The organism is Janthinobacterium sp. SUN100, assembly GCF_030397705.1.
GTDB lineage: Bacteria > Pseudomonadota > Gammaproteobacteria > Burkholderiales > Burkholderiaceae_D > Janthinobacterium > Janthinobacterium kumbetense.
The window spans coordinates 1857064-1869269 of the sequence record NZ_JAPUBU010000001.1; the positions used below are offsets into that span (position 1 = coordinate 1857064).

A 12206-nucleotide genomic window follows, 5' to 3' on the forward strand; every position below is an offset into this window, starting at 1 on the left:
CACACCTGCGCTTCTCGGCCACAACTCTCATCCGCTCGCTACGGTTTTGTGAGGCGTCAACCCAATCTATTGCGCAATACGGAACTCGATGCGCCGGTTTCTCGCCCGGCCATCGGCCGTGGCGTTACTGGCCACGGGGCGGTCCGGCCCCTGGCCCGACACCAGCACCGTATCGGCGACGACGCCCTTGCCGGCCAGGTAGGCGCGCACGGCTTCGGCGCGCGCCTGGCTCAGGGCCACATTGCTGGCGCGCAGGCCCGTGTCGTCCGTGTGGCCGATCACCTCCACCTTGCGGCCCCGCAGCCTGAGCATGGCGGCGGCCATCTCGTCGAGGATGGCCAGGCCGGCCGGCGTGATGGACGCCTTGCCGCTGTCGAATTCGATGATGCGCTTGTCCAGCGCCGCATCGAGCAAGCCTTGCTCGGCCTCGGCCGCCTTGACCCGCAAGCCATTGTTGACGACATACGTGGGATTGAGGCTGGTGGCGATGTCGCTGGCAATCTGCTGGCGCTGCGCCTCGTTCGCCACTTCGCCGCGCACGCTGACGTTGTTGCCGTCGATGCTGATCTGTCCCCGTGAAATGAGCTTCAGGTTCGGCGCGATCAGCTTTTGCACGTAGCCGTTCCAGTTGGCCGGCATGGCCACGTTGCCGATGGCGATCTGGTCGACCACGCGCTCGGCACCATACAGTTCGCGCAGGCGGGCCAGCACGGCCGCCTTGCCCGCCTCGTCGGCCAGGGTGCCCGTGACGAGGATCTGCCCCGGCATCGGCGTCTGGGGCGCCTGCGCCTGCGCCTGCGCTTGGGCGTGGCAAGAGGTGGCGGCAAGCAGCAGCGGCAGCAGGAAAATGACGGGAGATTTCATCGCAATCCTTCAGGCAAAGGTATCGGCAAACATGGCGCAGGCCGAGCGCAGCGACAGCTGCTCCTGCTGCAGGCAGGCGGAAAACTGGCGCAGCGCCGCATCGTGTCCCAGCTGCTCCTCGACCCAGTCGAGCTGGTCGAAGACGATCAGCCGTTCGCTGCCGGCCTGCGGATCGATCAGCGCGCGCAAGCCGTGCGGGTCGGCGCCGCAAAAGCCGATCACCAGCACGGGCGCCTCGTCGAGGTGGGAAAAGAACAGCGCCAGTTCGAAGTCGGCCTGGCGCAGGAAGGGCGCGATCAGGTGCAGCCAGAAGCTGGCCACCAGTTCGCGCAGCTGCGCGTCCTGCGGCAGCGGAAGCACCAGGCTTTTCTCCAGGCGCGGCAAGCCGCACTGGCGCACGGGCCGCAGCAGCAGGCCCAGGCCCAGCAGCAGTTCGCGCACCGTCACGGGAAACGCGGGCGAAGCCAGCATCGATTGCAGGCCATGCAGCGTCTGCGCCTGCAAAAAGGCGGCCAGCCGCGCCGCATGGCACGGCGCGGCCGGTTCGATGTCGACCACGTTGCCGGCCAGCGCCAGCAGGGCCGGCAACGGTTCGGCGCTGGCCACGATGCCTTGCGACAACTGCTCCACCCGCTGCCACAGAGGCGCCAGCACCAGCGGGCTGCAGGCGACAAAGGCTTCCGCGTCATCGACTTCCAGCGCACCCATGGCCATGAAGGGAAAGCGCCGCAGCGACTGGTCATTGCTCGCTTCCAGGCGCCCGGCGATGGCGCGCCGGCTGCGCGTGCCGACGAAGGCAAAGCGCAGCGGCGGCAAGGCGTCGTAATTGAGCTTCCAGCGCGGCTCCACCGTCAGTGCAGTCATCACCTGCGCCAGCCAGTCGTCGAGCAGCTGCACCAGCGCGTGATTATCGCAAGCCTTGATGAAATCGCCGCGCGCGGGGATCTTGCCAAAATAGCCGAGACGCACCTGCTGTTGCCCGCGCATCATGGCGCCACTCCCGCTGCGGCTACAGCAACGGCCGGAGCGGCGGCCATCGCCGGCGCGGACGCGGCAGGAACAGCGGGCGCGCCGACGATGGTCTCGGGCAGCTGCATGCCGCGAAAACCCTGCTCCTGCACCGCCGCAGTCCCGCCCGCGCCGGCGCCCGCCGTCTCGGCGCTGCTGGTGATTTTCAGGTCGACCGCCACGGCCACCTCGCCGCGCGCCCAGCGCAGTTCGAACACGCCGCCATCCTTGCGCTTCTTGGCCGCCGCATCGATCATGCGCTTCAAGCCGAACTGTCCCGGCTCGTTGAACAGTTCCACCGTGCGCCCGTCGAAGGTGACGGCCGTGATGCGCGCCCCCTGCCCCCCCGCCGCGCCCTGCGGGCCCGGATGCACCATGTTCGTCCACTGCGCCGGGGTGTTGCGGTAGCGTAGCTGCTGGCCGTCGATCTCCACCGTGTATTCCAGCGTGCCCGGCGCGGGCGACGGCTGGATCTGGAAGACGGTTTGCGCCGCCGTCGACGTGGCCGCCACGCCGCCCGCGCCCAGCGGCGCGATCCAGCCGGGAAAGCGCGCCACCACCTGCGGCGACAGGCTGATGCCCATGTCGGCCCAGGTGCGCGGCGCCAGCACGTCGCCGCGCCGCACCACCAGCGGTCCCATGGACGTCGTGACGAATTTCGCCACCAGGCCTTCCGGGCCGAAGAACTGGCCGATCTCCAGGTTGCTCGCCTCGATGCGCGCCGTGGGCGCAAACGGATATTTGTTCGCCAGCGATTTCTGGAACGGCTCATACACTTGCGCCGCCCAGGTCTTGTTGATATCGAGTTCGGCCGGCGCGACGATGACGGCGAAGGTCTGCATCAGCGGGCGCACGAGGATGGGGCGGATCGCCTGCTTTTGCGCGTCGCTCATCCCCGTGAGCAGCTGCTCGTCGACCAGTTTCAAGGCGTCGGCCAGTTCGGAACCGCTGCCCTCCAGGGTCTGCTGCATGAACTGGCGCGCACCCGGCCCCGGATCGCCCTGGTTCTTCAACTGGTTCAAGCGGCTGCGCAGTTTCGACAGCGCTTCCAGGTAGGCGCGCATCAGGGACGCATTGTTGTCCCTGGCCGCCACCAGCTTGCCCACGCCGGCAAATTCGCGGCCCACGGGGCCCATGGGCTTGTCCAGGCGGGCCGGGTCGAGCTGCGCATTGAGACCGGGATTGGCCGTCAGCGGCGACGGCGCGCGGCGCAGCACGGTTTCCTTGAACCAGGCGACGATGCCCCGCTCGGCCTTGCGCAACTGGGCATTTTGCAGCGCCGGGTTGTCCCACGAGGTTTCCTCGTAAATGGTCGTCAGCAGTTTGGCGACCGGCGACGACTGCGGGTCGCCCAGGCGGTTCATCGCCTGCACGGCGCCGTCGAAGCCTTTCAGGTCGGCGACGGCGACGCCCTGCACGAATTTTTGCCACTCGCGCGCGTAGTCGGCCTTGTACATGGCCACCAGGTTTTTCTCGATCTGCTCCGGACTGCCTTCCAGGGTCAGGTCGTCGGTGGAGGCGCTTTTCAGCACCCAGTCGGCGCTTTGCAGCTCGCGGTTGGCGGCGTCGCGAAACGCGCCTTCGACGAATTTTTCCCACGCCTGGCGCGTAAAGGCGCCGGAGACGGCGTAACTGCCCGCCAGCAGCGACTGATCCTGTTCGCCGACGATGCGCGCCACCGTCATGCCGGGAAAGCGCGTCGAGGCGCGCGCCTTGACGTCCGCATACACGCGCTCGCGCGCCGGCATGCCGCGCACCACGCGGCGCAGGTTTTCGCGCGCCTGGTCGACCAGCGCCAGCTTCGGCTCGATGCGCGGCCAGGACGGGTCGCCGATCTGCGCCAGGTAAAACGTCAGCAGCCGTTCGGCGCTGCGTATCATCTGTTCGCGCGGCATGGCGCCCCGGTTCCCCTCCAGCCAGCCGCGCCAGAAGCGCGTCAGCTGGTCGTTCAGGTGACTGCTTTCCGCATGCGATTTATCGGCCAGCATCAGATAGGTTTTCAGCGCATTGTAGGCATCTTCCACGTTCGTCGCGCTGGCCGCCTGGTACTGCACGCTGCGCGCCGCGGCGGAAGGCGCTACGGAAGCGGCGGCCGGCGTCTGCGGCGTGCGCGCCGTGGGCTGCAACTGGTCGGCGCTGGCGTTCATTTCAAACAGCAGGGCTTCCAGCGCGCCCGCCACGGGGGTGAGCATGACCTGGCGCGCGCCGGAAAAGTACTCTTCGCGCAGCTTGCGTTCGAGCAAATCCCCCTGGTACAGGCCCAGGCGCAAGGACCAGGGCCGTTGCGTGCGGTACGCTTCCAGTTGCTCGATGCGGTCCTGCAAGATCTCCAGCGCTTCCAGGCGCGACTGCAAGTCCAGGCGCCGCTCCTGCAGCTTCACCACTTTGTTCAGATCGGCCTCGACGTTGGCCACCAGTTGCCGGTTGCCCAGGTAGGACCAGCTCCAGCCGCCCAGGCAGGCGCCCAGCGACACGGTGGCGGCAAAGAACACGGCATATTTGAAGCGCAGCCTGGCGCGGTTGGCATAGTTGGCCACCAGGTGCTTGTCGGCAAAAATGACCTTGCGGAACAGCTCCAGCAGGAAATAGCCATGCTGGCGCGCACCCGATGGCACCGTGGCCGGGGCCGGCGCGAACGCCAGGTCGAAGCGGCGCGCCACCTGCTGCGAGGAAGCACTGACGGGCTCGCCCTCCTGCAGCGCGCTGGTAAAGTAAAAGCCGCGGAACACGGGCTGGAACTGGAACGGGTTTTCCTCGAACAGGGTGGCGATGAAGGCGCGCAGGGCCGGCTTGATGGCGGCGAATTCGAGCGGAAAGGTGAAGACGCCGGGCGCCATCGTCTTGCGTTGCCGGTGCGCCATGTTGGCCAGGCTCAGCTCCGTCAAGCCATCGTGCAATTCATCGAAACCCTGGTCGAAGAACGCCAGCAGGTCGGCCGTCGGCAGCTTGCGCTGGTAGGGCATGGTGGCGCCCCAGACGCGTTCGCGCTCGCTGCGTTCGGCATCCGCGAAAAACTCCGCGAAGCCGGCGATCAAGTCCGCCTTGGTGAACACGATGTACAGGGGCGCGAACACTTCCAGGCGCTCGATGACGTCCTGCACGCGCTTGCGCAGGCTGCGCGCCAGTTGCATGCCGACATCGGGGTCGCCGCGCAGTTCGGCGATGCTGACGGCGATGAGGATGCCGTTGATGGGCGCCTTGCGCCGGTATTTTTTCAGCAGGTCGAGAAAGCCGAACCACTCGCCGCGGTGCTCGTCGACGACGGAATAGCGTCCCGCCGTGTCGAGCACGATGCCGTCTGTGGTGAAAAACCAGTCGCAGTTGCGCGTGCCGCCCACGCCTTGCACGATCTTGCCGTCGGCGAAGGGAAATTGCAGTCCCGAATGCAGGATGGCGCTGCTCTTGCCGGCGGCCGGATTGCCGATGATCATGTACCACGGCAATTCATACAGGGCGGCGGCGCCCGACTTGATGCCCAGCTTGGACGTCTTGATGGTTTCGATGGCGGCCAGCATGCCCGTGCGCACGGCGCCCAGTTCGCCCTGCTGCGTGCTGCTGGCCGTCGACGCCGAGGCCGCTTGCGCGGCGGCGATCTCGGCCTCGTTGAGGATGGCCTGGCCCAGCGCCTGCGCATCGCGACGCGCGCGGCGCCGGCGCCACAGCCACAGGCCCAGCCAGATGACAAAGGCCAGCAACAGCAAGGCCAGCGCCCAGATCAGCGCCACTTCCAGCACTTCGGCGCCCAGGTACAGGAACACGGCCAGCGCCACGAAGCCAAGGATGGTCAGATTGCGGCTGTCGGTGAGGAAATGCCAGATTCGTCGCAGCATGATGAGCCCAGGGTGAGGTCGCAAAGCAGGAGGAACGCCGCCGCGCAGCGAGGCGGAGTCGGCCCATGCTGACAGCAATGCGGCGCGCCTTTGTTGACATATGACAAGTACCAGGCGCCAGCGTGCGGCATGCGCCGATGTGCCCTTGACGCTGCGCAAGCAAGCTTGCAGCGGTGAAAATCCGGCCGCCGCCCGGCGCTAGAATAGCTGGCGCGGCTTACTTGCCCAGCACGCGCGGTTGCGGCAATTCCGTGTGGCCGAAGTCCATCATGGTCCAGCGCCCGCCCCAGCGCAGGCCCACCGATTCGGCCGTCACGCCATATAAACGGTAGCCGCGCATGGCCCAGGCATTTTTTTCAGAAATGATGAGCTTTCCTTCATGCATGAATGCGCAATCGGCCGCCAGGCCATACTGGTGATAGCTTTGAAACGCCCTCGCGTTCGTCACGTTCGGGCCGGCCGCCGCCAATTGATCCTGGCGCGCGGGACTGCGATAGCCTTCCAGCAAGACCATGTCGTAGCCATGCACGTCCTTCATGATCTTGAAGACCAGCAGCAAACGCTGCGCATAATCGTGGTCGAGCAATTGCCAGTTGCGGCTGGCGCCGCCCAGCAGCGGGCGCAGCTGCGTCACTTCCGCCGTGGAAAACAGCAGCGGCGGCAAGGCCGGCGGCGGCACCAGCTGCTCGCCTTTCAGCAAGTCGCTGACCTGGTCATTGATGACGTGTTGCTGGTCGGCATAGCCGCGCAGGGCGATGCGGTCGCTGGACAGCCAGGCCAGCAGCGGCGGCACGATGACCAGCACGCTGCCCGCCAGGCTCAGCCAGCGGTGCCGCCACAGCAGTTGCCAGGCGCGCGCCATGCCCGAGCCCGTGTAGCGTTGCACGCGCTGCCACTGCGCGCCGCTGCCGCCCTTCAGGTGCTGCGCGCGCCGCTGCATGCGCCAACCCAGGTTGACGAGCGTGTGCAGCACGATGGCGCGGCCGCCGGGAAACAGCAGCAGCCAGCAGGCAAAACAGGCGAGCAAGAAATACATCAGGACCAGGGCGACGAACATGGGGCGCTCCGTGACGGGGAATAGCCGGGGCCGGGCAGCGTGCTCGGCAGTATCGCTAGATCGTAGGCGTCCGCGGCCCGCATGAGCGCGGTTTACATCAAGGTCAGTCGAATTTGATCCACTGCGGAGGTGATATTTTGTCTTTACTGAAAACCGGGGATGGCCAGGCGCGCGGTCCCGACCTGCTGGGCAAGGCCGGCGCGGCTGGCGTGCGCATCGAAGCCAAGGGCATCCTGTCGCAGCTCGAACACGGCGTCGCCGCGCCCGCAGCCATGCCGGCCCTGCGCTGGCGTCCCGGCTGGCGGCATGGGGCCGTTGGCGCGCTGTGCCTGGCGGTGCTGATCACGGCCGTGTTCGCCTACGACACGGAGGTCTTGCCGCGCCCCCGGCCCCGGCCGGCAGCGCCAGCCACGGCCATGGCGCCGCCCGCAGTGCCGGCGCCAACGGTGCCGCCACAGGCGGCGCAGGCGGCCACCATCGTCAATACGGCGGCACCGCCCTTGCCCGAGGCGGCGGCCACGAGCGCGCCGCGCAAGACGCCGCCGCCCGTGCGCCAGGCGGCCGCACGGCCGCAGGGGACGCGGCCGGCTGCCGCGCCCGGCGACAGCGACGTCGCCTTGCTGACGGCGATGGTGGCCCATGCGCACCGGCAAGAAGGCACGGCGGCGCCCGTGCGCGACGTGGTGCTGCGCAGGCAGAAACAGGAACAAGAGCAGGAGCAGGAAACGGCGGAACTGTTACGGCGCTGCAAGCAGCTGGGCTTGATCGAAGGCATGCTGTGCCGCTCGCGCATCTGTTCGGGCCGCTGGGACAGCGATCCCGCCTGCCATTGAGGAACTCATGTGTGTCTCGGATGCGTGGCCGCGTCCATGCGGCCTTGCAAAAAGCCTTCCATCAGCGCCAGCAATGCCTGCGGCTGCTCCTGGTGCGGCGTATGGCCGCACTGCTCGACCATGGCGGGCACGGCGTTGAGCGCCTGCGCCACGATCGTGTCGACCTGGGCCGCGCTGCCGTACTGGTCCTCGCTGCCCTGCACCACCAGCGCCGGGCATTCGACGGAAGGCAGCAGGTACTCGATGTTCCAGAACTGGAAACCATAGCTGAGCCAAGTATCCGACCAGGCCTTGAAGATGGTCTCCGTCTTGTCGCCATGGTATTTCGCCAGCGCGCGCAGCTTGCCCGCGCCAAACGCCGCGTCCGCCACGCGGATGCCCTCGAGCGTGATGCCCTCGACAAACACGTGCGCCGCTTCGGTGATGATGCCGCGCAAGCGGGGTGGTTGCTGCGCAGCATAGATCAGGGCGATGCTGCCGCCATCGGAATGGCCGACGAGAAAATGATCCTGTCCCGGCAGCAGTGCCGCCAGCACTTGCGGCAGCTCGCACAGCGCATAGTCGTGCAAATAATGGAGCTGCCGGCGCGCCGCCAGCGGCGACGACTGCCCATAGCCGTGGCGGTCGTACAGCAAGCCGCGGCACCCCGTCGCCTGGCATAGCTGCGCAGGGAAGTCTTTCCACATCGCACAGCAACCGAGTCCCTCGTGCAGGAACACCAGGCAGGGCTTGGCGGGGTCGCCTTCGATCAATTCGTAATAGATATCGGTTTCGGCACTCAGGTTCAGTATCGGCATGGGCTAGGCTCGCAACGGGTTCCGCATCGGCAGGTCGGCTGGGCCTATTGTGCCATTGTCCTGCGCGGCATGCGTGGCGCCCCGTAAAAATAGCCTGCGGGAAAAGATCTTGCCGCCTGCCTGCAAGGTGTTTGCGCCAGCACAAGCGAGCGCCGTTTTTCCGGTGGCGCCGCCCCCTTTTTGCCCGCGCGTTTGCCTAGAATAGCTTACTCCCACAGCATGGAGCAGGCGGCTACCTTATCAGCCAGGACGTGACACTGGCCGTCACGGCAACAGATAGGGCGTCTTGCCGCACGACGACAGGCGCGGCGTCCAAACTATCGATCAGGAGTACATCATGGAAATGAAAGTAGAACATCGCACCGGCAGCAACCTGGCACTGGAAGAAACCGAGCTGCCGATGGAACAGGAAGGCCAAAGCGCCAAAGGCGCGGCCGCGCAGGACTTGAACCTGAGCCCCGCCGCCTTCACCACCTACTACACGTGGACGGCCAACGGCGTGCATCCTTCGGTCAACTTCGCCAATGCCAACGTGAAAGCCAATTCGCGCGTCTTCCTCAACATCAGCGAATACGGCGCCACTGCCCAGGATCGTTTCATTGGCGCCGCCCGCATGGCCGTGTACAACATTGCGCCATACAACGGCGGCTTCCGGGCCTGGGTGGAAATCTCGTGGGGCAGCCCGCTCAAGGTGCGTTTCGACGTGTTTGTCGATCCCTGATCCGGGAAACGCTGCGCGCCCCCTGCCAGCAGCGGGCCGGCGTCGCGCACGCCGCTAACACGGCATGGCCAGCGTGAACGGAAAACCGTGCGCGCATGACAAAAGGGCCACGTGTTGCCACGTGGCCCTTTGCTGCTGCTTGTTCTGGCTCCCCGACCTGGACTCGAACCAGGGACCTGCGGATTAACAGTCCGTCGCTCTACCAACTGAGCTATCAGGGAAAGGAGGCCGAATTATATACGTCAAAATTTCCCATGTCCAGTCGTTACGACATGGTTGCTGCATGAGCAGCAAAACAGGCTACCGGCGAGCCAGCCTCGCCAGATGGCTGCGCCCGTCTGCGCGGCGTCACGCAAGATAGTAGAATAGCCAGGCCTTGCCGATATGGAAGGCGCACAACGGCATGTCGGCAACGGGGCGTCAACCACGCCGCCGCGCGGACATGCGCTTGCAAGCTCACCTTGCCCCTGGCTTACTGCTCTCACCCGACATGACAGAATCAAGCGCAACCCTGGTGGACAAACCCGGCAGCGGCGACAGCTCGGCGGAAATTGCCGAGCATATGGCGGCCGCCATCGTGGCGCGCCAATTGCCGCCCGGCACCCGGCTGCGCGAAGAGGCGCTGTGCCGGCTGTATGGCGTCAGCCGCACCAAGATCCGCGCCGCCCTGCTCATTCTTTCGAAAGATAAATTGATCCGCATGGTGCCCGACAAGGGCGCCTTCGTCAGCCAGCCGACCGAGGCGGAGGCGCGCGACATCTTTGCCGCGCGGCGCGTCATCGAAGCGGCCCTGGCGCGCGAATTCGTCGCGCGGGCCAAGCCTGCCGACTACCGGATGCTGGAGCGCCACCTGAAGGCGGAACGCCTGGCGCTGGCGCAAGCGACGCCGCTGCGTTCGCAGCTGCTGGGCGACTTCCACGTCTTGCTGGCCGATATCGCCGGCAACGCCGTCCTGCGCGACATCGTGCGCGAACTGGTGGGCCGCAGCTCGCTCATCACCATGCTGTACCAGTCCGGCCACGCCGCCGCCTGCTCGTACGACGAACACGGCCGCTTTCTCGAGGCGGCGCGCAACGGCGACGCGGACCTGGCGGCGCGCCTGATGGTCGAGCACCTGTCGCACGTGGAAGCGGCCTTGCGCTTCGACGGCAGCGCCAGCGACGACAGGAAAGACCTGGTGGCCGCGCTGCTGATGTAGGCCCCGTCATCAAAAAAGGCCGCCCCTGCGGATGCACGGGCGGCCTTTTTGCGATTGCCGCTTTTTCGATAGCAGTACCGGACGCGCGGCTCCGGCCCTGCCCTCCCCGCTATTCGCCCAGGTAGATAAACTTGAACAGGAAGATGGCGGCGATGATGTAAGCCACCACGGACACTTGCTTGCCCTTGCCCGTCAACAGTTTCAATACCGCATAGGTGATGAAGCCGAACGCAACGCCGCTGGCCACGGAATACGTAAAGGGCATCATCAAGGCCGTGATGGCGGCAGGAATGCTTTCCGTGCTGTCATCCCAGTCGATGAAAGTCAGTTCGCGCAGCATCAGACACGCCACGTACAGCAGCGCCGGCGCCGTCGCGTACGGCGGCACCGTGTGCGCCAGCGGGGCGAAGAACAGGCTGCCCAGGAACAACAATGCAACGGCCACGGCCGTCAAGCCCGTGCGGCCGCCCGCTTGCACGCCGGCAGCACTTTCCACGAAGGCCGTGGTGCTGGACGTACCCAGGCAGGCGCCTGCGGCAATCGCCGTGCTGTCGGCCAGCAAGGCCTTGTTCATGCGTTCCATCTTGCCGTCTTTTAACAAGCCGGCGCGGTTGGCCACGCCCATCAGGGTGCCCGTCGCATCGAATAATTCCACCAGGAAAAATACCAGCACCACGTTGACGATGCCGATCGACAACGCGCCCATGATGTCGAGCTTGAACAAGGTCGGCTCGATGGCGGGCGGCGTCGAAACGATGCCGTTGAACTGGTTGCCGCCAAAGAAGAAGCTGGCAACGGTGATGGTGAGGATGCCGATCAGGATGGCGCCCGGCACTTTCAGGCGGTCCAGCGCGACGATGATGAAGAAGCCGAGGATGGCCAGGATGGGCGCCGCCTGGTGCAAGTCGCCCAGGGCGATGATGGTGGCCGGGTTCGACACCACCACGCCGGCGCTTTTCAGGGAAATGATCGCCAGGAACAGGCCGATACCGACGGTGATGGCCGTGCGCAGCGCGGGCGGGATGCTGTTGATGATCATCTCGCGCACCTTGAACAGGCTGACCAGGATGAACAGGCAGCCGGAAATGAAGACGGCGCCCAGCGCCACTTCCCAGCTCATGCCCATGCCCTTGACCACCGTGTACGAGAAATACGCATTCAAGCCCATGCCCGGCGCCAGCGCGATCGGGTAGTTCGCGTACAGCCCCATGATCAGGGTGCCGATGGCGGCCGCCAGGCAGGTGGCAACAAAAACGGAGTCTTTCGGCATGCCCGCGTCGCCGAGGATGGACGGGTTGACGAAGATGATGTAGGCCATCGTCAGGAACGTGGTCAGGCCGGCCAGCAGCTCCGTGCGCACATTGGTTCCGTTGTCCTTCAGTTTGAAATAGCGTTCCAGGAACTGCATGATTAACCCCTTGTTTTGGTAAAACCGGGCGCCTGCGTGTGGCCAGTGCGCCTCTTTTTATGACGAAATGACTACTTTCCCGCTGCGCCCGCCGGCTTGAAGGCCCACCAGCGGCTGCCCGCGAAATTCCAGACCAGCCCGATTCCCGTCGCCAGCACCTGCGCCAGCCAGTAATACCAGCCCAGCTGGTGTACCAGCAGCCACATCAGGCCCGTATTGATGCACCAGCCGATGCCCAGCAGGGTGAAATACTTGCTGGCCGCCTCGCCATGGCCCTTGTCGCTCTTGAACGTGAAAAAGTAATTAAGGAGGTAGTTGACGACGGAACCGAGGATGTAGCCGATGCCGGACGCGGCGGCGGCACTGATGCCGGCCCATTCCACGCCACCCCACAGCACGCTGTATTGCACGGCCGTGCCGGAAGCGCCGACGGCGGCGAAACGCAAAAATTGGTGATGCAGGGAATGGGACATTGTCAATTTTCAAATAA

Annotated in this window: 10 protein-coding genes and 1 tRNA gene; 3 read left to right on the forward strand and 8 right to left on the reverse strand. The window is 65.7% G+C overall.

Annotation, left to right across the window (positions count from 1 at the left end):
* Nucleotides 1-66: 66 nt before the first annotated feature.
* The 4 genes from O0881_RS08220 to O0881_RS08235 all read right to left on the reverse strand — a co-directional run bounded on the left by O0881_RS08220 (nt 67) and on the right by O0881_RS08235 (nt 6759).
* The gene (locus O0881_RS08220; protein WP_289910843.1) at nt 67-864 is read right to left on the reverse strand and encodes an OmpA family protein; all 798 of its coding nucleotides are present in this window, start codon (nt 862-864) and stop codon (nt 67-69) included.
* 9 nt (nt 865-873) lie between these two features.
* Nucleotides 874-1854, reverse strand: a complete 981-nt coding sequence (tagF, locus tag O0881_RS08225; RefSeq protein ID WP_289910844.1) for a type VI secretion system-associated protein TagF — start codon at nt 1852-1854, stop codon at nt 874-876.
* On the reverse strand, nt 1851-5702 hold the full coding sequence (tssM, locus tag O0881_RS08230; RefSeq protein WP_289910845.1) for a type VI secretion system membrane subunit TssM: 3852 nt from the start codon (nt 5700-5702) through the stop codon (nt 1851-1853). Before tssM ends, tagF begins: the two co-directional genes overlap by 4 nt.
* Nucleotides 5703-5919: 217 nt before the next feature.
* A complete protein-coding gene (locus O0881_RS08235) occupies nt 5920-6759 on the reverse strand; it encodes a M15 family metallopeptidase (RefSeq protein ID WP_251351375.1) in 840 nt (279 codons plus the stop codon).
* Nucleotides 6760-6896: 137 nt separating this feature from the next.
* Here O0881_RS08235 and O0881_RS08240 point away from each other — a divergent pair, with 137 nt between their 5' ends.
* Complete coding sequence (locus tag O0881_RS08240; protein WP_289910846.1) at nt 6897-7592, forward strand: hypothetical protein; 696 nt, start codon at nt 6897-6899, stop codon at nt 7590-7592.
* 5 nt (nt 7593-7597) lie between these two features.
* Here the strand turns inward: O0881_RS08240 and O0881_RS08245 are convergent, their stop codons facing one another.
* Nucleotides 7598-8389, reverse strand: coding sequence for an alpha/beta hydrolase (locus O0881_RS08245; protein WP_099667114.1), 792 nt, complete (start codon nt 8387-8389; stop codon nt 7598-7600).
* Between the two features lie 337 nt (nt 8390-8726).
* Here O0881_RS08245 and O0881_RS08250 point away from each other — a divergent pair, with 337 nt between their 5' ends.
* Entirely contained in the window at nt 8727-9110 is a 384-nt protein-coding gene (locus O0881_RS08250) for a hypothetical protein (RefSeq protein ID WP_251351372.1), read from the forward strand.
* A 145-nt stretch (nt 9111-9255) separates the two neighbouring features.
* On the opposite strand, the gene O0881_RS08255 is transcribed toward O0881_RS08250, so the two are convergent.
* Nucleotides 9256-9331, reverse strand: a tRNA-Asn gene (locus O0881_RS08255).
* A 269-nt stretch (nt 9332-9600) separates the two neighbouring features.
* Here O0881_RS08255 and O0881_RS08260 point away from each other — a divergent pair.
* The gene (locus O0881_RS08260) at nt 9601-10308 is read left to right on the forward strand and encodes a GntR family transcriptional regulator (RefSeq protein WP_099667112.1); all 708 of its coding nucleotides are present in this window, start codon (nt 9601-9603) and stop codon (nt 10306-10308) included.
* 109 nt (nt 10309-10417) lie between these two features.
* Here O0881_RS08260 and O0881_RS08265 read toward each other — a convergent pair whose 3' ends face one another.
* Both O0881_RS08265 and O0881_RS08270 read right to left on the reverse strand, forming a co-directional pair.
* Nucleotides 10418-11716, reverse strand: coding sequence for an NCS2 family permease (locus O0881_RS08265; RefSeq protein ID WP_092606241.1), 1299 nt, complete (start codon nt 11714-11716; stop codon nt 10418-10420).
* Between the two features lie 71 nt (nt 11717-11787).
* On the reverse strand, nt 11788-12189 hold the full coding sequence (locus tag O0881_RS08270; protein WP_034788967.1) for a GtrA family protein: 402 nt from the start codon (nt 12187-12189) through the stop codon (nt 11788-11790).
* Nucleotides 12190-12206: the final 17 nt, after the last annotated feature.

Bases quoted from the DNA above. Each gene is read 5' to 3' on its own strand.
- tssM (WP_289910845.1), bottom strand. From the start codon at position 5,702: ATGCTGCGACGAATCTGGCATTTCCTCACCGACAGCCGCAATCTGACC.
- O0881_RS08220 (WP_289910843.1), bottom strand. From the start codon at position 864: ATGAAATCTCCCGTCATTTTCCTGCTGCCGCTGCTGCTTGCCGCCACC.
- O0881_RS08260 (WP_099667112.1), top strand. From the start codon at position 9,601: ATGACAGAATCAAGCGCAACCCTGGTGGACAAACCCGGCAGCGGCGAC.
- O0881_RS08235 (WP_251351375.1), bottom strand. From the start codon at position 6,759: ATGTTCGTCGCCCTGGTCCTGATGTATTTCTTGCTCGCCTGTTTTGCC.
- O0881_RS08245 (WP_099667114.1), bottom strand. From the start codon at position 8,389: ATGCCGATACTGAACCTGAGTGCCGAAACCGATATCTATTACGAATTG.
- O0881_RS08250 (WP_251351372.1), top strand. From the start codon at position 8,727: ATGGAAATGAAAGTAGAACATCGCACCGGCAGCAACCTGGCACTGGAA.
- O0881_RS08265 (WP_092606241.1), bottom strand. From the start codon at position 11,716: ATGCAGTTCCTGGAACGCTATTTCAAACTGAAGGACAACGGAACCAAT.
- O0881_RS08270 (WP_034788967.1), bottom strand. From the start codon at position 12,189: ATGTCCCATTCCCTGCATCACCAATTTTTGCGTTTCGCCGCCGTCGGC.
- tagF (WP_289910844.1), bottom strand. From the start codon at position 1,854: ATGATGCGCGGGCAACAGCAGGTGCGTCTCGGCTATTTTGGCAAGATC.